The following is a 25,345-nucleotide window of genomic DNA, read 5'->3' as shown; positions in this document are numbered from 1 at the left end:
AAATAGGGGCACAGATGTCTATTGAAAAATAACAAGAAAACTACACTAGATTCTCCTCAACTAAGGCACAACGACATCAACGGTAGATGGCGGCTTTTCCTGGTTTCCGCTGAGACATCGACATGCGCCGCGAGATTTTCTCAAGCGATTTGTGCCCGTCCCGTCGATCGCTCAGATACGGCGACCTCTGCCAGCACTTTCCTGAACACGTCCTCCAGCGGCGTGGCCTCAAAACTCGGAAGCAACTGTCGGAATCTCCGGTCCGAGAGCGCGTGATCGGTATTCCAGAGATACCGCATCTCTCTGATTTCCCGCGACCGCTCCCAGAACGGTGACGCGATGTTCAACGCCCACCACGGAAACCGAACGAACTTTAGTTTGCGTTGAAGAACGCGCTCGACACCGGCCTTGATCTCCAAGGCGGTTACGGTGTGGCCCGGAAACGGAATGTCCTCGAATTGCGGCAGCTCTTGGCGCATTTCAGCAAAGGCGACAGCCGCGCGGGCCCAATCCGGCAGGAAGCACATCGCCTGTCGGGTGTCTGCCGGTCCGGGCAGTGTGATCCGGTTGTTCCGAACGTTGCGCAGGTAGACTTCCGACATTATGTCGCCCTGACGATCGGGATCGATGAAATTACCTGCTCGAAGAACGATGGTCTGCACGCCGCTTTTGGCATAGCCGTGCTCCATTGCCAGCCTGATCTCGCCCTTTCGGCTGACCGGATTGGCCACTGTGTCTTCCGACCAAACTCCCGGTCGATCTCCGAAATGGTATACGTTGCCCGGCAACAGAACCGCTGCACCGCTGCTTTGCGCGGCCTGCAAAACCTCGCGGGTGATCCGGGGGATGATGGTCTCCCAGTCGCGGTAATTTGGTGGGTTCAGCCCGTTGACGATAACGTCGCAGCCCGTCGCAGCTGCAACCATGTTGCTTTTGTTACGGTCATAGGGTCTGACATCCCATCCCGCGGCCTCGAAGGCTTGTTTGCTGTGTCGGCCGATCTTCCCCTACGCACTTAGTATCAAAACGGTCTTGGTCATGTGGCTATCCTGTGAGTTTATGTGCGCACCACATGCTCATAATAAAAATGAAAGTCTATTGCCCAAAAAGTGAATTCTGGTATTCATAAATGCATGATATTGCGCCCGGATGATCTCGATTGGACCTACATTCGCTCGTTTCTGGCGGTGGCCGAGACCGGCTCGCTCACGGCTGCGGCAAAGAAGACAGGTCAAAGCCAGCCCACGTTGAGCCGACACATCAAAGTGGCGGAAGCGTCATTGGGCACTGCGCTTTTCACCCGCGTGGCGAGTGGTCTTAGGTTGACCGACAGCGGCCTTTCATTGCTCGAACCCGCGCGCGAGATGGCCAAGGCCTCGGCCCGCATCTCCGCACTCGCGGCGGGTCACAATGCGACGCTGTCCGGAACCGTTCGGATCACCGCAAGCGTGGTCGTATCCCACTACGTGTTGCCGGATATCTTGGCCCGATTGCGCCTCAAAGAGCCGGAGATCGAGGTCGAACTCGTGCCGTCGGACACCACGGAAAGCCTAATCTACCGGGAAGCCGATATTGCCATCCGGATGTATCGTCCGACGCAATTGGATGTCGTGACGCGCAAGATCACCGAACAATCGCTTGCGATCTATGCGTCGCGTAAACTCCTCGCGCGTCTGAGCCATCCGCAGACGCTCGATGAGCTGGCAGACTTCCCGTTTGTCGGCTTCGACAGGTCCGACCTCGTGATCCGAACGATGCAGGACATCGGTCTTACGGTGGACCGACATTTTTTTGGCGTCCGCTGCGACAATCAGGCGGCGTTCTGGGAACTCGTTTGCGCAGGATGCGGGGCCGGAGCCATGCAAACCGCGATCGGTGAAAAAGACCCGCGCGTGCAAAGGCTAGACTTCCAACCCGATCTTCCGACACTGCCCGTATGGCTTGCCGGGACCGATGCATTGCAACGGACGCCAAGGGTGAAACGGGTGTGGGATTATCTTGCCGATGAGCTAACACCAAAGCTGGGCTGATGGGGCAAGAAACCTGCCCTGCTGATGCTGGCGCTCGCTATGGCATGCGCCGTGAGAGCAGCCCTTCGCGCTGATCGCAGCATTGGTCAACTTGGGCTCATTCCGGACCTCGGATGCGACACAGCATCTTCCCAACGTGCTGAAATTTGCCCTACGCGGGCGGCCCAAACCTGCCGCTTGGCTTTGTTCGCCATCGCTGCAGCGTGGCCCTTCACAGGAGACATTCGCTGCAACTGCAAATCTGACGCCGCCGATACCAAAAGTTGAACACCCAAAATTCGTAGATTTCGCTACGCACGCAACATGACGCTTTATCTAAACGCGACTATCAAGAATCCCGTGTGGGCACACAGTGTTACGAATGGCCTGTTCATTTTTTGTTCTCTCCAGTAGTATGCGACTGTTCCCATGAGGCAAAGAGGAAAGAATGAGGATTAGGGTCAGTCAATTCATTGATTTTGCATACGGGGATAAGCGAAAGGACAAGGCAAAAGTCAAAAGCATAATCGACGATCTCGAGCTACCGTATGATCCCGCCAAAGATCGGTACAAACAGTTTCGTGAAGCTATGACTTCTTATGAAGATAAAGCTATTTCGGATCAGCAATTCCTAGCGCTTCATACGAAGGTCGCTCCCAATAAATCTTCCGGCTACAGGGTTCTCAGCCAAAACTACTTGGATCTAAAGGAGGATCATGCGCTCATATGGCAAGGACGAAGCCCCATAGAAGCGAATATCGCGGGTTTGCGGGTTGCAACGGCATGGTACCTACGTACCGAGGCAAACAACCAAAGAAGGATAATCTTCCTCCACTTTGGAAAGGATCAACTACCGCGAAAGAAAGAACGAGGTTTACTCACAGTGCTCCGAATGGCCCAACCGGAATCGGCAGGAGTTGGTATCCTCAACATACAGCCAGGAACGCTAATCACAGCGACCCGGCTGAACCAAGAAGAGGCCGATTACCTACATGGACGGGCTGAAAAATTCTTGGTTATTGCACAGGACATTAAACCGGATGAATAGAGGGCAGATGTCTCCACGTTGCTTGCGGCTTGGCGCAGCTATGCCAAGATCAACAGGTTTTACATTACAGCTGTTGGGCAAACACAATCCGAAATCAACACAGATCGAGGCGTTAACTGTATAGGTTCTCAATTATCGCAAAGAGCTCTCGCGGAGTGCCCCCAACTTCTATGTTACCTAGGCGAGGAGCGGCATGCCCCTCGTACCATTTTTCGACTTCTCCTTCGTCAGTCTGACGGCTCCCCTTCTCAAAAATGTCGCGATAACGTCGAGGAGAGATACCGTAGAAATGTTCGATCGAAACTGTAGCAGCATCAGGTGTGTCAGGCACGATGATATCCTGGAACAGGCTTTCGGTTTTACTTTTTGGGTAGGGCTCGATGAATACGATGCGTTCGATCCCTGACGCTACTAGATGCTTCGCGCAGTTATGGCACGGATATGTAGTCACAAAGATGGTCGAACCTTTGACAGACCTACCAAGACGAGCAGCGTCTGCAAGTGCATTCATTTCAGCATGAACCATTCGCCCATACTCAGTGACACCTGAAACGAGCGACTTCTTGATAGCCTTTCGATGATCCGGATCGTTCAATATCTCTTCAACTGTACGATCTCCGGCTATTAGACCTTGCTTCTTCAGGATGCCCAAGAAATCAAAGATCATGCGGTTGATCTCATTCTTGTTGGCTTCGCCTCCAAGATCAATGTCGCGTCGCTTATTTGCCTCTTCGTCCCAGTAGTTGCCTCCGCCGTACTTTGGGACTTCATTGCATCCAATAGAAATAAGATCACCCAAGGGAGTGCAGATCGCCGCACCGACTTGTCTCGACAAATCAACTGACCGCAGTGATGCAGCCTTCGCCATGTAGCTACCGAACTCGTCTGAAGTTGGAGCAACGTTATTTCTTCCGAAGAACGCCTTGATGAAGCGTTGGCTGGAATGCTCAATTGATGCTTCAGAGGTTCCGTCAAAGAAAACATCTCCAAGATGGAAGATTTTTGAAATCCGCTGACCTCTGTCTTCGGCCTTTTCATTTTGATCTATAGCGATCAATTCATCTGCGTGCTGCTCACATTTTTCATTGTTCCAACCGTGTTGTTCAGTTCGAATTCTGCCGGTCAACGATCGTTTTCGTTGCTCCAAAGGAGTTACAACTGAGACCTGCACAAAGCGCTTTCCAAAAGCCTTTACAAGAAGATCCACCTCTTCGGGCAACTTAAGTTGATCGATTATGAATGCATGCTCATCAAGCGGCACAACGGCTTGCTCATCCAGCTTTGCCTCATCCGATTCGCCGCTTTCCGCAGCGGCGGAGCGTCTAAAATCGACAATTTGTCTGATAGCCTCCGATGCAAGAACGGCGTTGTTCCCAAAGGCCTCCCGAACAGCATTACCTTTTCTGATCTTGTTGTGGAGTACGGATGTGGAAGTTTCCTCAAAGCATGCGCCCTTGGCCGCCAGCAGCCGATCCATCTCCTTGCTGAGAGAAATCGTAGTCGGGGTGTAGTCCATCTTTTTGAGAGTTGCAGCAAGGCTTTCGCTCGCTTCGTGGATCGGGCATCCGATTGGACCAACCAAACCAAAAACTAGCTCGACACGGCTTCGCATGAAGAAAACTTTCCATAGTTATCAACACAATATTTTGCCCATTATCACCTTCCGTCAAGGCAAGTCTTGATCTAGAGGGGCGATTGCATCAAGGTGGGGTTGCTTGGTGGGGAGGCAACGATGGACCATGAAATGGATCAAAATGTGATGCAGAGCAACCAACCGCAGACCCAAGCACCAGGTGATCAGACGCGTGATCTGGAGCAGGAGCGCCAAGTCTACGAACGTATGCTTGAGCGGCAATCCGAGGCGTCACGTCAATACAGCGTGGGAAAGTTTAGATCTGCTTGAGGTCGGTTCGGTAGCATCTCATACTAGGCCAAATAAAGGGATATAGACTCCCGTCGTGAACGGTCTAGTCGGACCCCAAGGCGTCTACTAGAGCGGCAAGCACCGGTCAGTTCTTAGTCCAAGATGGATTTGATCCAGTTCCATACTCGAACAAAAATGTTTGGAGTAGGATAGTGTTCTTTGAGGTATGCTTCTCGCCTTGACTGCTCTGCTGCTCTCCCAGCAAGCACCTTTTCTTCACTCCATTGTCCCGCCCATTCTACCTTCCCGTTGGTTATCAGGTAGTGGGATCTACAATTCTGCTGCCAGTTTCCAACCGAGGGCCTCAAAGTTGGCCCGGACTCAGTATCTCGAATGGACCATTCTGTCGGCCCAAGCGGTGTCCTAACTTTTACACCGCACCCACACGCACAAAGGTGCGCAGCGGTTTCGAATTCCTGTGAAATGTACAAGACCGCAGGCTCAAGTTGCTTGGGCATGTAGCCCACTCTTTCAAGTCTGAAGCGCTCAGTTTTCATCGGGCATTACTTCCCCAACTGTACCGAGGTCGCTTAAATCAAACAACAAGTGCTCATGGGCCTTATCTTGAAAGTAAAACCCGCGAAGCTGCTTGTATCTTATGATCGCCAAAGCGGCGTTCAGAGCGTTTAATTCTGCTATCTGGATGTTGGTGCGATACAAGTCGTCAGCACCATCAGAGAGTTCGGCATACCCCTTTCCCATGGTTTCCCTACCCGTTTTCGGACCAAAGTATGTAACTCTTGCCATTCCGTTCAGGGCTCCGCTTCTGCGTTTCAAGCCCATGCCTACATCAATGAATGGTATTCCCCGGCTGGTCAAAGCCTCGAAGATCTCTGAGCGCGACGACCCTTTGTCGACGCATACGAACGCGAAGGTAACTCCACCAAGCAAGTCCGCGGTTTCTTCATCGATGAAGGTTTCATGAGATGAGAAGCCATCTCTGAAGTTTTCGTATCTATCGCCATACACAGTGGCCTTCGGACGCCCAAGTTCACTTTCATCGAGTCGCCCGGGCGATCTAAATGCGTTGTGCACGTGAAAGACATCCGCGTCGAAAGCACGGATTTCTTTTACAGGTGTCTTCACCAAAAAGTCCAAAAGGTAGCCGCCCGTTCCGCCAAGCCCCACTACCGCAACAATCTCCTCCCTGAATTCTTCCGACAAGTCGGTGATTTCGGCGCGGCTAGTCAGTGTGTCATGAAACTTGAAGACAGACTCTGGCCCACAGTCTTCTTGAACCCGAAAAGTGAAGGGGTCAGCCCCTTTCATCGACATAGCTGGGCCGGAGATGATCGAAACATAAGTGTCGATTTTATCAAAAAAGTCTCGATATTTCCCGGTGTTCTTGGGTTTGTTAGAAAACCGCCTCTGAACAACTACATCCTCCGCACCGGCACTGAGCGCAAGACTACAAGGCCCACCACCCAAGTTTCGGATGGGTGCGCCATCAAGGCCATGAGGCACTCCGCCAGCGAAGAAAACTTGATGGTCGTCTTGAACAAATCGAAGCTTGTCGACTGCGACCAACTTCGCGACGATCGCGCCCCAAGCCAAATCCAGGTGTTCATCAAGATAAGGTACATCACGCACGACGAGATAATTGCTATCGCAGCCGATTGCGTACCCCTTACTGACAAGGCGACCGATGTCTTCGTTATGATTGACCAGTTTCTGATACATTGAAGATCATGCCTTCTTTCACTTTGACCGAACCGCCTGGTGCAAGAACGCCGGCTGGCTTGTTGCCGTTACCCTTGGTGAACTTCACCGAATAAGTGATTTCCGGGTGCTGCGAGTAGTCAGGAACCTCAAGGGCGATCAACTCTGCATAGGTGATTTCCTGCTTCTTCGGCCAGTCGTGAGGGGTGCCCTCAACAATGATTGTGACTGTCTTCTGCTCTTTGCCGTTCTTCATGGTATTTGGCTCCTAGCCTTTGGGTGGATACGGATCATTGCCGTATGAGTTTGCGTCTCGGATTCTTCCGTCAGGGCGGTGGATGATGACTTCACCCCGCTCGCGCATGGCCGTAGCGCGTGCAGCGCTTGTCGCCTCGGTCTGGGTTCCATGAATTGAACCAACTCTCGATGACCCTTCACGCCGGGTCGCCCACGAGCCGTTGTGTGGGACCACATGTATTCGCTTAGACATCCAATCCTCTTTTTTTCGACACACGATGCGTTACTTTTTTATGTCAATCGAGGCCGAGTCGTCAAATCTTTTTTCATCCCATGATGCGTTACGTTTAATTTTTTGACATCTACGCAAAAACAAGTACAATCATCGTTACGAAAATAAGGCGTTCCAAGACGTCGAGCAGTGTCAAGGGTCCCACATGCAGGTCGGTTTCGAGTCCCCATCCGTCGGGGCCCTGTGCAACAGCGGAAGGGATCTTATCAAAGCTCTTGGTGATGAGGCGGCGGAGAATGTGAAAGATCTTTTGTACTTTCTGGATGCCGCTCCAACTCTGGCCGACTTAAGCACATCACCTCCGGTCCTACGGAAGAAATTGGCCGGGAAGTCCCTGCCCTCATTCTCCGTGGGCCGATCAGGTAAGGGACAAGTTCTGTTCAAACCAAGAGGATTTAGGGTGGGTCAAAGTCTTCAAGACATTAAGAGCATCAACGTCATTTCCGTGGGAGGATCAGTGTAGTGACAGATCGATTCACTGAGTTTAGACCCGACTACACGCCACGGCTACCAGGTGACTACCTGCGCCGGTTCCTCAATGAGCGCGGCATCAAGATCGTCGACTTTGCCCGCCGGACCGGTCGGCCGACGAAAGCTATAAGTGAGATCATTTCCGGCAAGGTTTCGATTACACCAGAAACGGCAATTCAGTTTGAAAGAGTGCTTGGGGAAGGTGCTGGCTTTTGGCTCGCACTAGAAGCAAAGCATCAATTATCGCTTGCTCGCTCAAAAGAAGTACAGGCTGCGTCGTCGAAGAAAGCAATGGATTGGGCCAAACAATTTCCAGTAACGCAGATGTTGAAGCTCGGTCTGCTAGACAAGAAGCCTGATCCATCGGAACTTGTAGACCATATCCTCAAGGCTTTTGGCGTAAGCAGCATATCCGCATGGGAGCAACACTGGCAACAGAGGCTCGATCTATCTCGTTTTAAACAACAAAATCATAACGGTATTGATCCTCTGGGAGTTGCAGTTTGGCTTAGAGCAGCTGAGATTACGGCCAACCTTATCGAAACAGAACCTTACTCTGAAGCAACATTTAGATCGACGCTTCCGCGCCTTAGGGATCTATCAAAACAGCCTTGGCGCAAAATCTCGAATGAATTGATATCTCTTTGTGCGAGTGCAGGTGTGGCCGTTGCCATGGTCCCATCAGTTCCTCGTACTGGACTTCGTGGTGCCGCATATTGGGCGACCAAAGACAAAGCTGTAATCGTTGTGAGTGATCGACTGGGATATGAAGCTAACGTATGGTTCGCGTTTTTTCATGAGTGTTGTCACATTCTTGAGCACAGCAAGAAATCTGTCTTCATCGACAAAGACAACAATGGCACCGCAGGAAGAGACATAGAAGCGGAAGCGGATAGATTCTCCGCGGAGACGATCATTCCGGGATCGATAGTCTCGGATTTCAAAGCGACTTTTGGGTCAAAAGTTCCGAGATTCAGTTCAAAATCGCTCACGCACTTTGCAAGCCAGCATGATATCGACCCGGGACTACTTCTTGTTAGGCTGCAACGCGAAGAAGTTATCAGCTACAAAACACAGCTAACAAAAATAAAGAGACGCATCACCTTCAACGCTAACGGACGAATGTCTGTATAGACGTGAGCTGGGGATTCGTCTCGCGGACGCAGCGAATGTCTGCTTCCCGCCCTCTTAGCCAGAGTCTCTCCATATTGACATTCAGGAAAAGATACCATATTTTCTGACGTGAAGTTGAACCATGATCACGTCAAAAATCAAGCATCGCATCGTTGGAAAGGGCCGAGGTGCTATCTTCGCGCCGTCGGACTTCCTCGATATCGGATCGCGCGCGAGCGTGGATCAGGCACTGTCGCGCCTGGCAGGTCAGGGCGTGATCCGGCGGCTGACGCGTGGGCTCTATGACTATCCCAAACACAGCGCGCGCTTCGGGCTCCTAGCTCCGTCCGCCGATGACATCGCGCGCGCAGTAGCGCGGAAGGACAACCAGGTTCTTCAGCCCTCCCCTGCCATGGCGGCGAACCAGCTGGGGCTGTCCACTCAAGTGCCGTCTAATCCGACCTACATGACAGACGGGCCTACCCGAACGAAGAAGATCGGACGGCAGGTGATCCATTTCCGCAATGCCTCTCCGAAGACATTGGTCGGTGCCGGTTCAAAGACGGGCACTGTGTTCCAAGCGCTACGCTATGTCGGAAAGGACCGCGTTGACGATCAGGTGATCGGCAAGATCGCCCGCAAGCTGGATGCCAAAGATCGGGCGCAGCTTGTAAAGCAGAGCCGACATGTCCCGGCCTGGATGCATCCGGTCGTACAGCAGATCGTGACACACGCCTGAACATGGACACCTTCGCAAACGACACGTCTGCAAACCGAGATGAAGCCTTTCGGCAGGCCGCAGCAAACCTCGGGTTTTCAAAGGCGATTGTCGAAAAGGACTTCTGGGTTTGTTGGTCGCTCCAGCAGCTTTTTGCCCTGCCCTCCTTTGGCGATCACCTGATCTTCAAGGGAGGCACATCGCTTTCGAAAGCTTACGATGTCATCCATCGGTTTTCCGAAGACGTGGACCTGTCGCTCGACCGCGCCCGGCTCGGGTTTTCCGGAGACCGTGATCCTGAACACCCCGATCTCTCTGGCGGCAAACGCAAGGCTCTGCTGCAAGATCTCCAGGAGGCCGCTGAGGCGACCGTCGCTGGCCCCCTGATCGAAGAAATCAACACCGCCTTCGCGTCGCGTTTGGAGCAGCCGTTTTCACTCCAGATCGACGAAGACGACCCTCAGACATTGCTGTTCGCTTACCCAACTCTCGGTGGCGATGGTCCAGGCTTTATCAAATCAGTCGTACGATTTGAGTTCGGTGCAAGAGGCGCACAGCTTCCGGCCGAGCAACGGACACTTTCAACCTATGTCCAACAAGCCTTTCCTGATCTACCCGGCCTTGCCACTGTTGATGTGCGCACTCTCGGGATCGAGCGAACGTTCTGGGAAAAGGCGACGATCCTGCACATGCTTTTTCATCAGGAAGCGGGCAAACTGCTCGCTGACCGCATGTCCCGGCACTACTACGACATGGCACAACTGACGCGACATGATGCCAAGGCGCGCGCTTTGGCCAGTCTCGACCTCTTGAGCGAAGTCGGCCACCATAAGTCGGTGTTCTTCAAGGCGGCGTGGGCTAGGTACGAAGATGCAAAACCGGGATCGCTTCACCTAGCCCCAGGCAAAGACCTCGAGGCCGCACTACGTCGGGACTATGCCGGTATGCGTGAGATGATCATAGGCAACGCACCAAGTTTCGATGATGTGCTGAACACGATCGCAGTGCTGGAGGCGGAGATCAACGCAGCCTGACCTCGAATACCCTGGCGACTGGACGTCATGAACTTGGTGATTGGGGGTCAACAAAGTGTCGACCGCCAAGTCATCAAATCGTCATGAGGTATAGAATTCAGTTCTATAGCGGGCCAGACTAAATCACACCTCCTCATGCACACTCTCTTCGGAGCGAATGTACGTAAACAGCCGCCGGAACAAATCCAGATCGGCCGGTCAAGTGAGATTGTCGTGCCCGGCGGCCCAGTTTACCATATTGGCAAACAACACATCGTATCCGGGCCAGCCCAGAAACGGCTTTGGCAGCCAATGCTCGCTCATATCTGATGCCCAGGCCACCGTGCGCCCCTCTCCGTAAGAGCCCGTGACAAGCAAAGGCAAACCGTCATGGTCTTGCGACAGGCGCAGAACAGTTTCGGCGTCCTGTTTTGGTTGGATTTCATTGACGCCCAGCAAGTAAGGCCAGTCAGCTGGAACGCCAGATAGTATAGGATGTTCAGACAGCACGACTTCGGGCGACGCCCCTTCGGGGATCTCCACCCGATCATCGTTGGGCAAGCAGGTAACCGGCAGTGCCATTTCTACCGGCGTTCTGTGCCACCGGCCACGCCCATCAATTCCCTGGAACGTCAGGTACCCGCCGATCATGATCAGACCGCCACCGTTGCGTGTCCAGCTTTCGATCATTTTCAGACGGTTTGGCACGCGTTCTCCGCGCAACCAGACGTCCGGGGGTAAAAGAAGCGTATTGGCACCAATGTCTGACAGCATTAGCACGTCATAGGCGTCCAGATCCTCCTGCGCATAAGGGAAGGCTTCGGCGGCTTCATGAGCCTTCATATAAGTAACGTCGATACCTGCTTTCGCCATACCCTCCACAAAGCGGTCAGCGCCCGTATGGAACGTTACGCTGCCAAACTGGTCAAACCCCTTGAAGTGGCTTGCCGAACTGACCCAGCTTTCGCCGACGAGAAGCAGTTTTGTCATCATCAAGTCTCCAGTGTTGTGTAGGCGCTGAGCGCATCGGCGGGGTTGGTGACCATGAGCTGTTGTAGGTCGCGTTCGGTGAGCCCATGGCGCAGCAGGCGTGGCAGGAAATGACGCTGGACATGAGCGTATCCGTTTCCGCCAAAAGGGGTCAGCATCATCTTGAGAAACACGTCCTGAGACAACAGCAGACGATCCAGATAACCGTCACGGGCCAGTGCTGCGATGGCGCGCGCGCAGTCCTCATCCGAGGGGCATTGGACTTGCTGATCATCGTACCAGTAATCCATTCCAAGCATGTCATATTCGAGGAAGGCGCCACGATCTGCCAAGGATCTTTGATGGTCGCCGTCGTCCCAGGACGGGTTCATGTGACAGAGGATCACGCGGTCCAATGGCTGTCCTTGCTTTTCAACCAAGTCCAGTACGTCATGAGCGAGCCGCTCCCACCCGGGCAGGTGGATCATCAACGGCAGACCAGTTTCTACCGCAGCCACAGCGGCACCGCGTAGGCTTTTGCGTTCTTCGGCGGTGAACTCTGCACTAACGCCGACTTCACCGATCAAGCCAATCGGGACGGCAGCGGGCCCGACCCCGTTGCGATACTCGGCGATCAGTTCCTCTGCGACATCCTCATAATTCATCGCGGCCAGATATTCTGGGTGTGAGGATTCCAGATAATACCCGGCGCCCATGACGATGTTCAGCCCGGTCGCCTTGGATATGCGCACAAGTGCGTCGGGCGCGCGCCCGATCCCGCGGCACGTCGGGTCGACAACGGTTGCACCGCCCTCTGACGCGAATTCCATCAGCTCAGAAATCGCGAGGTCTTCGTCGGTGAGCGCGCAATTGTCGCGACAGGCGAAAGGGTCGTTTTTCAGACGAGAGAGGATTGATGCATCGACGGCCAGATCGCGGATCGGAGAGGTAAAGGCCGGATCCACCCCACGCCACCAACAGGTGCAATCGTTGATTATGTGTTCGTGCATCAGCGTGACGCCAAGTGCGTCGCGGGCCACTGGGCCAGTCACGGTGGTAACCGTTGGACAGAGTGATTTATTCATCAACGGCTCCGCTGCTGCGTATCAAAGGGGCGTTATGAAAGGCGATTTCAAGTTCGGTGACACGTCTGAATACCGCGCTGAGACGGGACAGTTCTGACGGTGTTGCGTAGCGATCGATTGCATCCTTCAGCCAACGTGCCTGCGCTTCAAAGGTCGGTTCTGCGTGCAGGTCTATCCAGCGGCGAATATGCGGGTCGGAGATTGTGCCCTCAGCCGCTCGTGTACACCAGGTCCAGTACATCCATTCCGCCGCGAACATGGCGGTGACGATGTCGGTGAAGTCTCCTTGTTCTGCATTCTCCAGCATGCCTTGATCAAAGGCCTCTACGGCAGCAGGGATGTCTATGCGCGTATCCACACCAAGCGCGTCAAAGCTCTGTTCGAAGTAAGGCATCTGATCTCGTGCAAGTGCGCATTGCACGTCAATCAGCCAGCGCTTTGCCGCAAGGTCCGGCGCCTTTGCCGTGGCATAGGCGAAAATCGCAATCGCTGTTCCGACGAACGCGCCCTCATAGACAAGATAGCGATGATAGGCTTGCGCGGGCAATGTACCTTCGGTGACATGCAAAACAAATGGGTGTTGAAGCATCCGGTCCAGCACATCGGCGTTTTCCCGCAGGATCTGATCCGACAGTCTGGTCATGCACGCTCCAGAACCGGGCGCGCGGCCTCGTAGAATGCGGACACGCGTGCCGCTTCCACCGGGTTCCACCAAACCCCGTCCTCCTTCAGCGAAGAGGCGACAATCACGGCATCGACCAGGTCCAGAACCGATGTGATGTTGTCCTGGTTCACGCCCGACCCGACCAGCACCGGCAGATGAGTTGCGTCCCTGACGACCTTTACCTCATCCAATGCTGCGCTGTCGCCTGTTCGCTGTCCCGTCGCGATCACGGCATCCGCATCGAAAAACGCGAGGTCGCGGGTCAGTTCAGTGACGCTTCGATCCGCCACGATGGCGTGGCTGCCGTGTTTGACGTGGCTGTCTGCGAACACCCGGATACCTTCCGCTCTGAGCTTGGAGCGGTAGCGTAAGGCTTCTGCGGCGCGACCCTCCATGAAGCCTTCATTTGCCACATAGGCGTTGGCCCATTGATTGACCCGGATGTAAGACGCGCCTGATGCGGCGGCGATGGCGAATGCCGGAATGGGCGCGTTGGCCAGCACATTGATCCCCAGGGGCACGTCGAATTCCTGTGACAGCCGGTCGGCAACAACAGACATGAAAGCGGCGGTTTCATGACCGATGTCATCTGGCTTAGAGAACGGGATATCGCCATGATTTTCGACCAGAAGCCCGTGCATCCCACCGGCAATCAGACGTTCCGCGTCCCGCAGGCAAAAGGACAGGATCTCTTCCCGTGACGCGTCCCGGTACCGGGGTGACCCCGGGAAGGCCGGGCAATGAATCATACCGATGAGCGCTTTCTTTCGACCGAAAATCTCCTCTATGGCGTTCTGTGGTCGATCGGAAATCTGTGCCATGATCACCTTTTTCGTTTCCTGCCGGATATCCGGAAGTTCGCAGTGAAAATTCGTGTATTCAGCCAGATCGCGATCAAGATGATCGTGCCGGTCACGATTTGCGTAAAGAATGGGGAGATGTGCATCAGGATCAACCCGTTGCCGATCACCGCGATGGTCATCGCCCCGAGGACTGTGCCCAATATGGATCCGCGCCCGCCAAATAGTGATGTGCCCCCGAGCACGACCGCCGCGATCACCTGCAACTCAAATCCGACAGCGGCATTGGAAGAGCCTGAGCCGAGCCGGGCCGCAATAAGCAAACCCGCAATGGCACTTGCAATACCTGTCAGGACATATACCGACGCGATGGTCCCTTTGGCGGGCATGCCAGCCCGACGCGCGGCCTCTGTATTTGACCCGACGGCAACAACGCGTCGACCGTAGACAGTGCGCGCCAGTACAACCGCGCCAATGATTGCGATGCTCACCGAGATGATGACCGGGACTGGCAATCCCGCCACCTGGCCGCGCCCAAGGGCCAGAAAACCGGGCAGATCAGGAATGGGAATGGAATACCCTTGTGTGAGGTAAAGCGCGAGCCCGCGCAGGATCGACAGACCCGCCAGTGTCACGATAAATGCGGGGATGCCCTGATAGGCCACAAACCAGCCTTGCGCGAGACCAATCATCGCACCAAGCGCCAGCATGCCCAGAACGACCAGCGGCCAGGGAAGCCAACCGGCGGACAGGACAATGGCGGCCACGGCGTTGGTCAATGCAACCTGAGAGCCTACGGACAGATCAATACCTGCCGTTATGATGACGTAGGTCATGGCCACCGCGACAATGAGGATCGGCGCGGCTTGACGCAAAACGTTCAGAAGATTGACGGACGACAAGAAAGCGTCGGTCATGACGGCGAAGAACAAAAAGCAGGCCAGAAAAAAGCCCGCTATCGACAGAACTTGTGCGTGTTCGGACAGAAGATCCGCCAGCGCAGATCCTTGCCCGCGCTCAGTGTATTCGACGCTCATATCGCCTCTCCCTTGCCGACAATGAGTTTGACAAGGTCTTCAAGGCTGGTGTTTTCGATGCTCCGTTCGGCCACCTTTGTGCCTTCGTACATCACCGCGATGCGGTCACAGACTTTAAAGAGATCCTGCAGCCTGTGGGTGATCAAAATGACCGCAACGCCACGCGATTTAACTTCGTTGATCAATCGCAGAACCGCTTCGACTTCCGCTACCGCAAGTGCTGAAGTCGGCTCGTCCATGATCAGAACGCGCGGCTCAAAGGATGCAGCACGTGCGATCGCAATGGCTTGGCGTTGCCCACCGGAGAGTTGCTCGACTTTTGCGGTCAGTCTTGGAATTCGAATGTCGAGATCATCGAGCATCTGCCGGGCATGCTCTCGCATCGTCCTGCGGTCCAGAAACGACCAACGCGAAACTTCGCGCCCGAGAAAGAGGTTGCCCATGACATCGATGTGGTCGCACAGACTCAGGTCTTGAAATACCATTTCGATATTGCGCTCCCGAGCGTCCGACGGGTTTGAAAAGCGCACTGTTTCACCGTCGACAGAGATACTGCCTGCATCCGGTACGTAGGTGCCTGAGATGATCTTTGTCAGGGTTGACTTGCCCGCGGCGTTGTCCCCGATCAGGCCGACGCATTCGCCCGGAAAGATATCCAGGTCAACACCGCGCAGGGCTTCGATGGATCCGAATGTTTTACGAACACCACGAAGCGAAATACGCGGACCACTGGCCTTGAACGAAGGGATGCCGGAGGGCCTGTCGCCCTCCGGTTCGTCAATCGCGATGGTATGCGATTGCGTTGATGTCATTCGAAAATGCTCCGGAAGTCATCAACGTTATCCGTTGTCACGATGGTCACTGGGACCGAGACAATTGCGTCTGTGCTGCCCCCTTCCGCAAGATCGGCGAGAATGCTCACCGCGGTCGCGCCCATCTGTGCCGGGTCCTGTTGAATGACTGCTTCGACATAACCTTGATCAATGCCGCGAATTGCCTGTGCGGTCAGATCCCAGCCAAAGACTTTCACGTCGCCCGTGCGTCCCTGGCTTTCTACCGCCGCAATCGCGCCCAGAAGTGCCGGCTCACCCGTCGCATAAATCGCGTTCAGCCCCGGATTGGCCGTCATCAGGTTCTCAGCTGCCGCAAGCGCGATGTCCTGGACATTCTGGCCGTCCACAACGCCAGCGACCTCAATCCCGTCAACGCCCTCTATCTTGGCTTCGAACCCATCTTGACGAATGTTCTGAATGGAGGAATTCAAAGCGCCAACGATGCCAATTGTAGCCGTGCCATCCATGTCAGATGAGACGTAGTCGACAAAGTAGTCACCGATCATGCCCCCGGCATCAAGGTTATCGACACCCACCTGAGCCGCCTGCGGTCCATCGGGCAGAACCGCGTCCACAGCAACAACCGGTATGCCAGCGGCCACCGCTTGTTCAACGGCTGGCATGATCCCGTTCACATCAATCGCCACGACGACGATGCCATCCACACCCTGAGCAATGTAGGTTTCTATCGCGCTGTTTTGTGCAGAAGGATCATTGTTGGCGTTGAAGATCACCAGGTCTTCTCCTTCCGCCTCGGCTGCCGCTGCAGCACCAGAATTCATCTGGTTGAAGAACAGCGCTTGCTGATTGATCTGTACAAGCGCAAAGGTTTCCGCACTCGCCATTCCGGCCGTCAGGCTCAGGGTGGCGGCTGCGGCCAGCAAAGTGGCTTTGTTCTGTTTCATCATCGTTTCAGTCTCCTATGTGGGGTCTTCCGTTTTTTTTCTTCTCTTTGGTTTCAGGTTGTGTTTGGCGCCGCGACCGAGGCGCGTTCGATCAATTCGACGGGCAGGAGCTCGACCTGCTGCAAAATTTCGCCGGTGCTCCAATCGCCATCGAGCAACACTTGAACCGCGCGCTCTCCAAGTTGCTTGGCAGGCTGATGAACAGCAGTGATGGGTGGATCATAAAGGTGAAGAGCTCGGGTGCCGTCGAAGCTGATCAACGACATATCCTCCGGGATGCGGATCCCGCGGGCGCGCAGCGTTTCGATCACTCCAATTGCCAGCTCGTCAGAACCCACGAAAATCCCGGTTTCGCCGCCGTTTCCATCAAGCATCTGCGCCGCCAGGGCCCGGCCCGTGAACATGTCATGCGTGCCAAAGAACTTGTTCACGGCTGTCTGTGCCGCCGCATGCCCATCCCGAAGCCCGCGTTCCAGACCATCGACGCGCAATTGGGTCGACATCAATTCCGGATGGCCGCCAATGTACGCGATGTTGCGGTGCTTCCACTGGGCAAAATGCCGACCAGCCAGGTATCCGCCCTCTTCGTTGTCTGCAAAAATTTGTGGGGCATTGGCCCCGTTGACAGCTTCGTCCACGATCACGACTTTGGGGAGGTCCGAGAGGGCTTCCGCCAGTTCGTCGCCTGGTCGGTGATTGGTGCAGAAAACAACACCGTCCGAGCGGTTGTCAGCTGCCATTTGCAGAACTGCAATCTCACGCGCCTCAGCGCTGGAAGTGGCATGCAACTGCACAATCTTACCCTTTTCTGATGAGGCTTTCTCAATCGCAGACGCCAGAACAGCAAAGAAAGGGTTAGCGATGTCGGGCACGACAAGCGTGATGATATCCGAGCGCCCGAGGCTCAGGCGGCGGGCGTGCGGGTTTGGCCGGTAACCGAGCCGTTGCACCGCTTTTTCGATCCGGTCCCGGGTTTCAACGGGCAGATCGAGCGTGCCATTCAGGTGCCGCGAGACCGAAGCAGGCGACAGGCCCGCCTCTTTGGCAACATCTTTCAGACTTACTGGCATTCCGCTCTTTCCATTTAAACGCGACTTGGATAAATCGGTTTACTAAATGCGTTTACTAATTCGTACTACAAAAGACGTCAAGGAAGAGCGTTCATCTTTCTGAAACGATGGTCCGCTGCTCAAAAATTGTTCGCTTGCGAGGGTGAAAGCTGAGAAATGCATGAATGGGACGACAGTTTGCGCCGCGCCTATGTCTTTGGGAACGTCGCGGTGGATGAAGTTTTCCAGATGCGGGCGCTACCAGCAAACGGCCAGTCCGTTCTTGCGCAGAGCAATTCCATGGCCCTCGGAGGTAAAGGTGCCAATCAGGCGATTGCACTGGCGCGGACTGGAGTACAGACAACACTTGTCACGGCCATCGGAGCAGACCGGAACGGGGAATTGATCGAAAGAGCCTTGGCAGAAGAGCCTTTGGAATGCACCGCAATGAGCCGCGCTTCAACAGCCTCGGATCGGTCGATTATTCTGGCAGACGAGGCGGGGGACAACGCGGTTGTCACCACCAATGCATGCGCTGAAAGCCTGACGCTGGCGGAGTGCCTCCCGGTGTTGGAGCAAGCCCGCGAAGGCGACGCTGTGCTGGTGCAGGGAAACCTCCGGCCAGACCTGACGCTTGATCTTTGCAAGGAAGCCCACCGCAGAAAGCTTTGGACGATCGTCAACCCGTCCCCGTTTGATGACGTTTTTCGCGAGATTCTGCCACTTACAGACGTTTTGTTTCTCAATGAGGCGGAAGCATTGGAACTGACCAAGCTGTCCAAGGACGCGGCGACCAGCGCATTGCTGTCAGCGGGTGCGGCACAGGTGGTTTTAACCCTGGGCCCCAAGGGTGCAATCATGGCCACGAAAACGCACATTCTCCATGTGCCTGCGGCACCCTCTTTGGCCGTGGATCCAACCGGAGCGGGAGATATCTTTGAAGGCGTGGCCGTCGGTTCCGCCATACTCCGCGGCAGCGGTCTAGACGAAGCTGCCCTGATCCACGGCAGCTTTGCAGCGGCCGTGACAGTCGGTCGAATTGGCGCTGTGTCCGCGTTTCCGAGCGTACAGGATATCGCCGAACTCATACGGGATAATTCAGCGGTCAGTGACGCTTAACTGTCGCGTGAAACGGCTCTGTTGCGTTAGTGCGCAGCCCATCAAGTGGCCCTTCTGCTCATTGGGACTACGCAGCAGCCTTGAACAGGTTTGCAACGAATGCCACTTCGTTCAAGACACCGGGCTCGTTGTTCGCGAAATGACCCTTCTTGATGGCCCGGTGGGTTTCGATGCCTTTCAGAGTGTTCTTGGCTGAGGTCATCTTTCGGAAGTCCCGTTTTGGACGAAGGAGCTGCTTCAAAGCGGCGTGGTCGGCTTCGATCTTGTTGTTAAGATGTTTGCGGTCGATATGTCGGATGCGATCGTCGGGACCATTCCCAAAATTCATCTCTTCGATCACTTTCGCATAGCTATGTGCCTTATCTGTTTTGATGGTCATGGGCTGGTAACATCGGACTGTTTCGCTAGCTTGGCGCATGAACGCCCTTGCAGCGCTGGCGTTTCGGCGTGCCGTTAGCCGGAAATCGATGAGCTGTCCGCGCTGATCCACGGCTCGCCCCAGGTAACACCACCGACCGTTCACTCGAACGTAAGTTTCATCCACATGCCATTGGAGCCCACGCCAAGATCGATGTCGGCCATATGCGCGCTTACGGATCTCTGGTCCAAACTTTTGGACCCACCGGTAAATCGTCGCCGCGGCGACTGTTATCCCTCGCTCGGCCAAAAGATCGCGCACATCACGGTAGGACAGAGGGTACCGACAATACCAACGAACAGCCATGAGGATCACATCCTTCGGAAATCGGTGCTGATTGAACGGGTTTCGACGCGGCATGCGCACCTCCTGAATGCTTGGACCAAGCCTGCCTTGCCAACTGGGCTAACGCAACAGAGCCGTCGAAGATTATCACAGTCTGTGGGACACAGCCGCGACTATACGTCAAAGGTGAATTTCCGCTTCTGATCACGCCTTGACTGACCAGCGCATACTGCATTTGAGGTATGACGAGCTTGTTCGATGTCTTAGTCTGAAGTTGCGATGAAGTATTCGAACACAAAATCACAAATAGAAGATGCTTTGCGAAAGCAAGTCGCGGATCCTTTTGCATTCGACGAATTTCTCGACGCTTGGAACGGCTTTTTCGAGTCCGCGCCCGTATTGGACGACACTTTCGAGAAAGATGTGATAAACGCTCTGGAAACAGCACACGCCGACGGACCCCACAGTCTTGTTGGTCCACAAATTCGGCGCATGCTCAATGCTTTTCCGAACCCGGCCCTTGTTGTCCAGAACGACGGCCGCATCATTAGTCAAAACTTCTCGGCGATGAAAACACTGTCGATCGAACTTGGCGATGGCGTCGACCAGTTGCCTTTCGAGCTTCAGGATGGTGAGTTGTTTTCTGCCCTGATAGGCAAAAGTCTGGGGAGGCGGAATCATCAAAGCGATCTCCGCTTTCTTCGGGCGTTCAGTACAAAAGATGATCACAGCATGATTGTGGCTGTTCTGACAAACCGGACTGCAGGAAATTCTGACCAAACTGCATTGGTCATCCTCATAGACCCAAGTCTTAACCGCGAAGTCGCGGACATACTGACGGAGGCATTCGAGCTGACGCAAGCCGAGTGCGAAGTTCTTTTGGCGTTCTTGAGCGGCGCCAACCTTTCGCAGATCGCGTCAATGCGCAGGCGGTCTTTGGCAACGGTGCGCACCCAAATGAATACGATCATGACCAAGGCCGGTGTCTCCAGCCAGGCTGACCTAATGCGCAATGCGCTTGCTCTTGCTCAGTTTCATTCGGACATCTCCAAGGTTTCCCGGGTGGCAAAGCATCCCTTCCGCAAGTCTTCAGCGGTCTTGCGTCCCGGGGGACGCTCGGTCGAGGTAACGCTTGCCGGAGACATGCTGGGGAAGCTTGTCGTCGTCATTCCAGACATCACCTTGTCGACGTTCCCAGCGGTGGTTGAAGCACAGTATGCTGCCGCCGGGCTTTGCGTCGTCACGCTCGCCCGGCCCGGGTTTGGCAGCAGTGATCCCGCGCCTTGCGATTCTGACTACACTCGGATCATGGCTGACGACCTCAAGGCGCTCTTGGTGCAACTAGGCCACAATAGATGTGTTCTGTTGGGGCACTCCACATCAAGCAGCTATGCGTATCGCCTTGGTGGATTACTGCCAGATCATATCAGCCGCATCGTGTTGCTGTCACCGCTGCCGCCTGCACCATATCTGCGCGCGGATGAAACCCGCTCGCCTTGAGCCGCAGCGTTGCTGCACAGTGCGTCACGAACCCCGCGTATTTTTTCGCTGATGGTCAATGCAGGGTTGAAAGCCTGGAAGCTGATGGGCACCCGCCGGTTTGTTGCACTGCAGCTTCGCGATCACCCCCCAGATGTCAAAGCCGCGCGGAGTCCCGATGTGGTGATGGAATTTGAATCCGCATTTGAAGCCTGCATGTTGCAAGGCCCCGCTCTCGCCACCATGGATCTCAATGAAATAACACGGGATTGGAGCGATTGGCTAGCGGGTTGCACTGTCCCCGTCGAGTGGTTTCAAGGAACACAAGAACCCATCGGACTAATGGGTGACAGCTTCGCAGCACTTGCTGCGGCAAGCAAGGCTCCCCACAATCTGACGCAAATCGACGGCGGCGGTTTCTTGACATATCTGACGCACACAGACGTTCTGATTGAACGTCTTCTTGATGAGACCCCGGCACAGGCAGCCGAATAGCCAAAAACCATTTTGCGGCTCATTGCACCGGGGCCAACTGAAACAGTCAGGACGTCGAGCGCCTTTGAAAGTAGCCCAGTGTCCCAAGAGCGCATAGCAAAAGCGGAAGTCCCGCCGGCAATGGAACGACATCCGGGTCATCAATTGGCGGCTGTGTGATGCGCGGATCGACCCAGACATTGTCAAAAATGCTAAGTTCAGGAGCGTTCACGGTAAATCCTTCAGGCAAAAGGAAGGCCGGTCCATTGGTATTGAAGCTCAGTGTGTTGGAACCGTTTGCGATGGCACCAGCAGGTGCGCCGCTTTGAACGTTTGCAACACTGGCTCGTGTTCCAATGCCCATTATAATCGTTGATCCCTGCCCCCAGTTGACATTTTGGGACAGAGAAATGGATTCCGCCAGCGTATCGCTGTCCGTGATGTGGCCTGAGTCACTGACCACAGCACTCGAAACAGCTTTCTGCCATAGCGCACTGCCAAATCTGACACTCGCCTCGATTGTTCCCGAAGAGCCGGTCGTGACAGATGTATTTGCTGTGGTATCGGCGCTGGTATCACCCGAGAAGGACGCGAAAAGCGTAATTTCGATCGTGTCGCCATACAAGTCCGACAAAATAGCATCCGTATAGCCTTCGTCCGGGGTGAACATGAGCTGAGAGCCTGTAAACGTGGCGCTCGCTCGACTTGTGGCGTAGGACAACCGGCCGCCATTGCCCGAGCCACCAGCAACGCTAATGGCAGACACATAGCCTTCTCCGGCGGTCGCGGAACTGACGGCGTTACAGCCTGGCCCGCTGCTGTCGTACTCTGCATTGGCCGATCCGGGAACCGAGCTCTGACCCGATCCGGGAGAGGAGCCACAGACCGGGTCGCCGGGTGCGGCACCGCCTGCAAATGCTGAGCTGGTGACCGTTGCGGCAGATGCGCCGCTTGCGGCGAAAATCGCCAGCGCAACCATGGCAATGAGTTTCTTTTTAATGGGAACAAACATTTTCCGTATCTCTTTCTTTCTCACTTTTTCATCGTCTGGTCGTCAAAAAGCATGCCAGGAAACTACGCGATCTCGCCCATCTCCTCAGTTAGCCGTTCAGAACACCGGACGCTCCAAGGTTAAAGTGTAATCCGATACAGTTCATACCTCATCTGCTGTACGGCCTCGCAGCCTCCGACAACTCGACCGCTGCCGTGAAGTCAACAAAAGCCCCCTGAACGCCACTGCGCTTCTATGTCTCGTCTGTGGCGCGAACTTTTGCCTTCTAATACGAAGTAATGATGTGGACTATTGAGATGGAAGCTGCCTTTTTTTGGAAGAGCAGACCTAAATACGGATCGTAGTATTTGGAAGTTTGACCTCGGGCACTAAATCGCTGCGCGATACCGTGGTCAAGATCGCTGCCGATCCCAAGCATTTTGGAGCACGGATCTGCATCACCTCGGTGCTTCCAACCTGGGACTCTGCGATGACCTATCATCCGCACGTCCATATGATCTTTCCATGCGATGACTCATTGGCAGACGGCACAAAGTGGATCGCCAGCCGGAAGAACTTCTTTCTGTCGCTCAGCGTATTGTCCCGTCTAAATCGCCGTCTCACTCTGGAAGGGCTGAGCAAGCTGCATAAGACTGGAAAGCTAAATTGCTTCAGCAATCAGGCCGCCTTGGCTGATCGGGATAGCTTCGAAGCGTTCCTCACGTCACTGCGCAAAACTAGACTGGGTCGTCTAAACCTACATCTCAGCCGACCTCTGAAGCACCGTGTAATTTTTGGATTAACAATAGCTAGGTTTGGCAGGGACGGCCCATTCCGGACCTTGACCGGAGGACGGGCATGCTGCGGTGCGGCCCGTCGAACCGGCCCGTCGAACCAGCCATTCGCTGCAGACGCAAAATTCAACGCTGATCGAACTCACACACTGCGGACAGAGCGCCCTTTCGCTGCGGTTGCGCGAATGGCCGGATCTGGCATTCTCGCTAGGTGACTTCTGACTGGGTAGAACAGTCGCCTGTTCCACCAATCCCTCCTTCGCGAGGACAATCATTCGCAGGCATCTTATCTGGTGCTGAACAAGAGGCGAGTACTGTCAGAAGGAAGACCGCGATTAGTTTACGAATCATGTGGTTTGGCCTCGTAGTCTGAATCATCAAAAAAAAATCCACCGGCGCGGAACCTGTGAACCCCGTTTTCGGGGGAAGGAATGTCTCGGGCCATTGTGTCCAATTCTTGCAGCGTTTGCCTCATTCGAGCCCGAAAATGTTGGTCCAACTGCGAGATCGCACTTTCCGACAAGCCTTTGTAGTGGACGGCCATGTCATATTTTCGCCCTCGATCGACCACGTTCGAAACAGCCGCTGCCAGATGATCCCCTACATTGTCAGCAAGGTAAGCCAATTGCTCATCTGAGCCAGATAGCGGGCGATAACTCCGTGTATTAAGTCTGACTTGCTCTCCGATTTCGCTCACCGCGCCGTTCTCGATGAGAATGTTCAAAAAAGTGCGAGGATGGACATCTTTTCTGACGCTGCGCGCAAGACTAGTGAAGCTTGCACCGTCGCCTCGGACGGGAATCCCTTCAGGATCAAAGGTCGGGTCATCCCACCAAAGCGCAATTATCTCTGCCACGGGATGTCGCTTGGTGTCAGGAGGAGCGCTTTCACCGCGTAAGCGCGCAATGTCGCGTCGCTGCAATCCCGTTTTGATACTGATCTTGCTGTCGGTTGTCCCGGCGCCATCAATGACTTGTGCAGCCTCAACATACGCGCAACGCAAACGGTGCTCCACCTCGGGAAACAACCAACCTTTCCGGACGCACAGACGCGCGAGGGGTTTCAAGATGGGATCCAACCAGAACATATGTGTAATTTGCACATTCTTCTTGACAACGCAATTCAAAAGTGAAATGTGCAAATTACACATCTAACACTAAACCTCAAACTGATGAATTGGAGCAAAGCTATGAAGCTGTTCGTAATCACGTGTTTTCTTGCATTTTTAGCCGCTTGTTCTGCACCAAGCTTTGTTGGCGATGCGCGACCAGTTCCGGTGATTTCGTCAACCCCTAACGACTTTGAGTTGCCTGCTCGCTTCGCCTTGGCGCGAGTTGTCTACGGCAGAACGCAGGCGGCAGGTGCGAAGGAAGTTGAGATTTGGACAGACTTGGCAAATCGCGCTGAGAGTCTCGGTAGCTTTGCACCTTTAGTTATAGGAGATGCCAACTACCGGTACTCCAACAGAAACAGCTTAGTCAAAACCGCCCGAGAGCAACGGTATAACTACTTGCTCTTGGTTCGTATGTATCCAGAGACGGGATCGGCTGATATTGCTCTAGTGCACGTAGGGTCAGGCGGAGTGATGGCGACTGCCCAGGCCGTCTCACCAAGTGGGGGGCAACGCGGTTTCTGGGGCGGACGGATACGTAACCCTACGCGATTGGAACGCGCTACGTTGAAAATCGCACAGGCGACTGCACCGGTTGTTGAGGAAATGCTGCTTGGCGCTGCGACACGGCAGCGATAAGCAACATGTTAGCCAAATCTGGAAAGCTGCCATTCACGCATCGTTCAGCATTGGTCGAAGTGGGCTCTTTGCTGTCATCCGACGCTTTCACTCGGGCTTTTTGGCCTGAAGAAGTCCTCTAAGGTCGACTTGGCGGGACAAGGACGAAACCGCTCTCGCGGTATTGGCGCTTGTGGCGGGTTATGCGCACTGAATTTGGCGCTGCGATT

General features: G+C 54.6%; 27 protein-coding genes. 10 read left to right on the top strand and 17 right to left on the bottom strand.

From position 1 onward, the window contains the following. Positions 1–140: 140 nt before the first annotated feature. Positions 141–926 carry an epimerase gene (locus Q1A53_RS21925; protein WP_299971028.1) on the bottom strand — a complete coding sequence of 262 codons (786 nt, stop codon included), beginning with the start codon at positions 924–926 and terminating at the stop codon, positions 141–143. A 207-nt stretch (positions 927–1,133) separates the two neighbouring features. On the opposite strand from Q1A53_RS21925, the gene Q1A53_RS21920 reads away from it, so the two are divergent. Both Q1A53_RS21920 and Q1A53_RS21915 read left to right on the top strand, forming a co-directional pair. Next, positions 1,134–2,030, top strand: a complete 897-nt coding sequence (locus Q1A53_RS21920; protein ID WP_299971025.1) for a LysR family transcriptional regulator — start codon at positions 1,134–1,136, stop codon at positions 2,028–2,030. A 427-nt stretch (positions 2,031–2,457) separates the two neighbouring features. Continuing rightward, positions 2,458–3,057: a hypothetical protein gene (locus Q1A53_RS21915; RefSeq protein ID WP_263846349.1), complete on the top strand. Its 600-nt coding sequence runs from the start codon at positions 2,458–2,460 to the stop codon at positions 3,055–3,057. A 112-nt stretch (positions 3,058–3,169) separates the two neighbouring features. Here Q1A53_RS21915 and Q1A53_RS21910 read toward each other — a convergent pair whose 3' ends face one another. After that, complete coding sequence (locus Q1A53_RS21910; protein WP_299971021.1) at positions 3,170–4,669, bottom strand: anti-phage dCTP deaminase; 1,500 nt, start codon at positions 4,667–4,669, stop codon at positions 3,170–3,172. 120 nt (positions 4,670–4,789) lie between these two features. Between Q1A53_RS21910 and Q1A53_RS21905 the strand changes: the two genes are divergently transcribed. Next, complete coding sequence (locus tag Q1A53_RS21905) at positions 4,790–4,960, top strand: hypothetical protein (protein ID WP_299971018.1); 171 nt, start codon at positions 4,790–4,792, stop codon at positions 4,958–4,960. A 113-nt stretch (positions 4,961–5,073) separates the two neighbouring features. On the opposite strand, the gene Q1A53_RS23495 is transcribed toward Q1A53_RS21905, so the two are convergent. Genes Q1A53_RS23495 through Q1A53_RS21890 form a run of 4 tightly spaced genes read right to left on the bottom strand, consistent with a single transcriptional unit; the run spans position 5,074 to position 7,130 of the window. Then, entirely contained in the window at positions 5,074–5,439 is a 366-nt protein-coding gene (locus Q1A53_RS23495) for a DUF6527 family protein (protein WP_366873030.1), read from the bottom strand. A gap of 28 nt (positions 5,440–5,467) precedes the next feature. Further along, complete coding sequence (locus tag Q1A53_RS21900; RefSeq protein WP_299971016.1) at positions 5,468–6,661, bottom strand: ThiF family adenylyltransferase; 1,194 nt, start codon at positions 6,659–6,661, stop codon at positions 5,468–5,470. Continuing rightward, positions 6,636–6,896 (bottom strand): multiubiquitin domain-containing protein, encoded by a 261-nt coding sequence (locus Q1A53_RS21895; RefSeq protein WP_299971013.1) that lies wholly within the window; start codon positions 6,894–6,896, stop codon positions 6,636–6,638. The genes Q1A53_RS21900 and Q1A53_RS21895 overlap by 26 nt, the downstream gene beginning before the upstream one ends. A gap of 12 nt (positions 6,897–6,908) precedes the next feature. Beyond that, positions 6,909–7,130, bottom strand: coding sequence for a DUF2188 domain-containing protein (locus Q1A53_RS21890; RefSeq protein WP_263846356.1), 222 nt, complete (start codon positions 7,128–7,130; stop codon positions 6,909–6,911). Between the two features lie 501 nt (positions 7,131–7,631). Between Q1A53_RS21890 and Q1A53_RS21885 the strand changes: the two genes are divergently transcribed. From Q1A53_RS21885 to Q1A53_RS21875, 3 genes are all read left to right on the top strand, one after another. Next, positions 7,632–8,774: a helix-turn-helix domain-containing protein gene (locus tag Q1A53_RS21885; RefSeq protein WP_299971003.1), complete on the top strand. Its 1,143-nt coding sequence runs from the start codon at positions 7,632–7,634 to the stop codon at positions 8,772–8,774. Positions 8,775–8,895: 121 nt separating this feature from the next. Continuing rightward, positions 8,896–9,492, top strand: a complete 597-nt coding sequence (locus tag Q1A53_RS21880) for a DUF6088 family protein (RefSeq protein ID WP_299971000.1) — start codon at positions 8,896–8,898, stop codon at positions 9,490–9,492. Positions 9,493–9,494: 2 nt separating this feature from the next. Beyond that, positions 9,495–10,505, top strand: a complete 1,011-nt coding sequence (locus Q1A53_RS21875) for a nucleotidyl transferase AbiEii/AbiGii toxin family protein (RefSeq protein ID WP_299970997.1) — start codon at positions 9,495–9,497, stop codon at positions 10,503–10,505. A gap of 198 nt (positions 10,506–10,703) precedes the next feature. Here Q1A53_RS21875 and Q1A53_RS21870 read toward each other — a convergent pair whose 3' ends face one another. The 8 genes from Q1A53_RS21870 to Q1A53_RS21835 all read right to left on the bottom strand — a co-directional run bounded on the left by Q1A53_RS21870 (position 10,704) and on the right by Q1A53_RS21835 (position 17,847). Next, positions 10,704–11,474 (bottom strand): glutamine amidotransferase, encoded by a 771-nt coding sequence (locus tag Q1A53_RS21870; protein WP_299970994.1) that lies wholly within the window; start codon positions 11,472–11,474, stop codon positions 10,704–10,706. 2 nt (positions 11,475–11,476) lie between these two features. Continuing rightward, on the bottom strand, positions 11,477–12,505 hold the full coding sequence (locus Q1A53_RS21865) for a phosphotriesterase-related protein (RefSeq protein ID WP_299970991.1): 1,029 nt from the start codon (positions 12,503–12,505) through the stop codon (positions 11,477–11,479). A gap of 25 nt (positions 12,506–12,530) precedes the next feature. Further along, complete coding sequence (locus Q1A53_RS21860) at positions 12,531–13,181, bottom strand: TenA family protein (protein WP_299970988.1); 651 nt, start codon at positions 13,179–13,181, stop codon at positions 12,531–12,533. Continuing rightward, a complete protein-coding gene (locus tag Q1A53_RS21855; RefSeq protein ID WP_299971033.1) occupies positions 13,178–13,951 on the bottom strand; it encodes a BtpA/SgcQ family protein in 774 nt (257 codons plus the stop codon). Before Q1A53_RS21855 ends, Q1A53_RS21860 begins: the two co-directional genes overlap by 4 nt. Positions 13,952–14,025: 74 nt before the next feature. After that, positions 14,026–15,039 carry an ABC transporter permease gene (locus tag Q1A53_RS21850; protein ID WP_299970985.1) on the bottom strand — a complete coding sequence of 338 codons (1,014 nt, stop codon included), beginning with the start codon at positions 15,037–15,039 and terminating at the stop codon, positions 14,026–14,028. Next, entirely contained in the window at positions 15,036–15,851 is an 816-nt protein-coding gene (locus Q1A53_RS21845; protein ID WP_299970982.1) for an ATP-binding cassette domain-containing protein, read from the bottom strand. Before Q1A53_RS21845 ends, Q1A53_RS21850 begins: the two co-directional genes overlap by 4 nt. After that, positions 15,848–16,780 (bottom strand): substrate-binding domain-containing protein, encoded by a 933-nt coding sequence (locus Q1A53_RS21840; protein WP_299970979.1) that lies wholly within the window; start codon positions 16,778–16,780, stop codon positions 15,848–15,850. The genes Q1A53_RS21845 and Q1A53_RS21840 overlap by 4 nt, the downstream gene beginning before the upstream one ends. Before the next feature lie 50 nt (positions 16,781–16,830). Next, complete coding sequence (locus Q1A53_RS21835; RefSeq protein ID WP_299970976.1) at positions 16,831–17,847, bottom strand: LacI family DNA-binding transcriptional regulator; 1,017 nt, start codon at positions 17,845–17,847, stop codon at positions 16,831–16,833. A 156-nt stretch (positions 17,848–18,003) separates the two neighbouring features. Between Q1A53_RS21835 and Q1A53_RS21830 the strand changes: the two genes are divergently transcribed. Continuing rightward, a complete protein-coding gene (locus Q1A53_RS21830) occupies positions 18,004–18,945 on the top strand; it encodes a PfkB family carbohydrate kinase (protein WP_299970974.1) in 942 nt (313 codons plus the stop codon). A 67-nt stretch (positions 18,946–19,012) separates the two neighbouring features. On the opposite strand, the gene Q1A53_RS21825 is transcribed toward Q1A53_RS21830, so the two are convergent. Further along, a complete protein-coding gene (locus tag Q1A53_RS21825) occupies positions 19,013–19,723 on the bottom strand; it encodes an IS6 family transposase (protein WP_299970971.1) in 711 nt (236 codons plus the stop codon). A gap of 204 nt (positions 19,724–19,927) precedes the next feature. Here Q1A53_RS21825 and Q1A53_RS21820 point away from each other — a divergent pair, with 204 nt between their 5' ends. Then, positions 19,928–21,148: an alpha/beta fold hydrolase gene (locus tag Q1A53_RS21820; protein WP_299970968.1), complete on the top strand. Its 1,221-nt coding sequence runs from the start codon at positions 19,928–19,930 to the stop codon at positions 21,146–21,148. A gap of 9 nt (positions 21,149–21,157) precedes the next feature. Beyond that, positions 21,158–21,622, top strand: coding sequence for a hypothetical protein (locus Q1A53_RS21815; protein WP_299970965.1), 465 nt, complete (start codon positions 21,158–21,160; stop codon positions 21,620–21,622). 46 nt (positions 21,623–21,668) lie between these two features. Here the strand turns inward: Q1A53_RS21815 and Q1A53_RS21810 are convergent, their stop codons facing one another. Continuing rightward, on the bottom strand, positions 21,669–22,613 hold the full coding sequence (locus Q1A53_RS21810; protein ID WP_299970962.1) for a VPLPA-CTERM sorting domain-containing protein: 945 nt from the start codon (positions 22,611–22,613) through the stop codon (positions 21,669–21,671). Positions 22,614–23,001: 388 nt separating this feature from the next. Here Q1A53_RS21810 and Q1A53_RS21805 point away from each other — a divergent pair, with 388 nt between their 5' ends. Beyond that, a complete protein-coding gene (locus tag Q1A53_RS21805; RefSeq protein WP_366873029.1) occupies positions 23,002–23,601 on the top strand; it encodes a transposase in 600 nt (199 codons plus the stop codon). 125 nt (positions 23,602–23,726) lie between these two features. Here the strand turns inward: Q1A53_RS21805 and Q1A53_RS21800 are convergent, their stop codons facing one another. Continuing rightward, positions 23,727–24,536 (bottom strand): DUF6502 family protein, encoded by an 810-nt coding sequence (locus Q1A53_RS21800; RefSeq protein WP_299970959.1) that lies wholly within the window; start codon positions 24,534–24,536, stop codon positions 23,727–23,729. Positions 24,537–25,345: the final 809 nt, after the last annotated feature.

Origin of the sequence: uncultured Roseobacter sp. (assembly GCF_947496515.1) — a bacterium.
In the GTDB taxonomy this organism is placed as follows: Bacteria; Pseudomonadota; Alphaproteobacteria; order Rhodobacterales; family Rhodobacteraceae; genus Roseobacter.
Note: the sequence above shows the minus strand (reverse complement) of the source record. Positions and strands in the feature narration are given on the sequence as shown.

Bases quoted from the DNA above. Each gene is read 5' to 3' on its own strand.
- Q1A53_RS21925 (WP_299971028.1), bottom strand. From the start codon at position 926: ATGGTTGCAGCTGCGACGGGCTGCGACGTTATCGTCAACGGGCTGAAC.
- Q1A53_RS21920 (WP_299971025.1), top strand. From the start codon at position 1,134: ATGATATTGCGCCCGGATGATCTCGATTGGACCTACATTCGCTCGTTT.
- Q1A53_RS21915 (WP_263846349.1), top strand. From the start codon at position 2,458: ATGAGGATTAGGGTCAGTCAATTCATTGATTTTGCATACGGGGATAAG.
- Q1A53_RS21910 (WP_299971021.1), bottom strand. From the start codon at position 4,669: ATGCGAAGCCGTGTCGAGCTAGTTTTTGGTTTGGTTGGTCCAATCGGA.
- Q1A53_RS21905 (WP_299971018.1), top strand. From the start codon at position 4,790: ATGGACCATGAAATGGATCAAAATGTGATGCAGAGCAACCAACCGCAG.
- Q1A53_RS23495 (WP_366873030.1), bottom strand. From the start codon at position 5,439: ATGCCCAAGCAACTTGAGCCTGCGGTCTTGTACATTTCACAGGAATTC.
- Q1A53_RS21900 (WP_299971016.1), bottom strand. From the start codon at position 6,661: ATGTATCAGAAACTGGTCAATCATAACGAAGACATCGGTCGCCTTGTC.
- Q1A53_RS21895 (WP_299971013.1), bottom strand. From the start codon at position 6,896: ATGAAGAACGGCAAAGAGCAGAAGACAGTCACAATCATTGTTGAGGGC.
- Q1A53_RS21890 (WP_263846356.1), bottom strand. From the start codon at position 7,130: ATGTCTAAGCGAATACATGTGGTCCCACACAACGGCTCGTGGGCGACC.
- Q1A53_RS21880 (WP_299971000.1), top strand. From the start codon at position 8,896: ATGATCACGTCAAAAATCAAGCATCGCATCGTTGGAAAGGGCCGAGGT.
- Q1A53_RS21875 (WP_299970997.1), top strand. From the start codon at position 9,495: ATGGACACCTTCGCAAACGACACGTCTGCAAACCGAGATGAAGCCTTT.
- Q1A53_RS21870 (WP_299970994.1), bottom strand. From the start codon at position 11,474: ATGACAAAACTGCTTCTCGTCGGCGAAAGCTGGGTCAGTTCGGCAAGC.
- Q1A53_RS21860 (WP_299970988.1), bottom strand. From the start codon at position 13,181: ATGACCAGACTGTCGGATCAGATCCTGCGGGAAAACGCCGATGTGCTG.
- Q1A53_RS21855 (WP_299971033.1), bottom strand. From the start codon at position 13,951: ATGATTCATTGCCCGGCCTTCCCGGGGTCACCCCGGTACCGGGACGCG.
- Q1A53_RS21850 (WP_299970985.1), bottom strand. From the start codon at position 15,039: ATGAGCGTCGAATACACTGAGCGCGGGCAAGGATCTGCGCTGGCGGAT.
- Q1A53_RS21845 (WP_299970982.1), bottom strand. From the start codon at position 15,851: ATGACATCAACGCAATCGCATACCATCGCGATTGACGAACCGGAGGGC.
- Q1A53_RS21840 (WP_299970979.1), bottom strand. From the start codon at position 16,780: ATGATGAAACAGAACAAAGCCACTTTGCTGGCCGCAGCCGCCACCCTG.
- Q1A53_RS21835 (WP_299970976.1), bottom strand. From the start codon at position 17,847: ATGCCAGTAAGTCTGAAAGATGTTGCCAAAGAGGCGGGCCTGTCGCCT.
- Q1A53_RS21830 (WP_299970974.1), top strand. From the start codon at position 18,004: ATGCATGAATGGGACGACAGTTTGCGCCGCGCCTATGTCTTTGGGAAC.
- Q1A53_RS21825 (WP_299970971.1), bottom strand. From the start codon at position 19,723: ATGCCGCGTCGAAACCCGTTCAATCAGCACCGATTTCCGAAGGATGTG.
- Q1A53_RS21820 (WP_299970968.1), top strand. From the start codon at position 19,928: ATGAAGTATTCGAACACAAAATCACAAATAGAAGATGCTTTGCGAAAG.
- Q1A53_RS21810 (WP_299970962.1), bottom strand. From the start codon at position 22,613: ATGTTTGTTCCCATTAAAAAGAAACTCATTGCCATGGTTGCGCTGGCG.
- Q1A53_RS21800 (WP_299970959.1), bottom strand. From the start codon at position 24,536: ATGTGTAATTTGCACATTTCACTTTTGAATTGCGTTGTCAAGAAGAAT.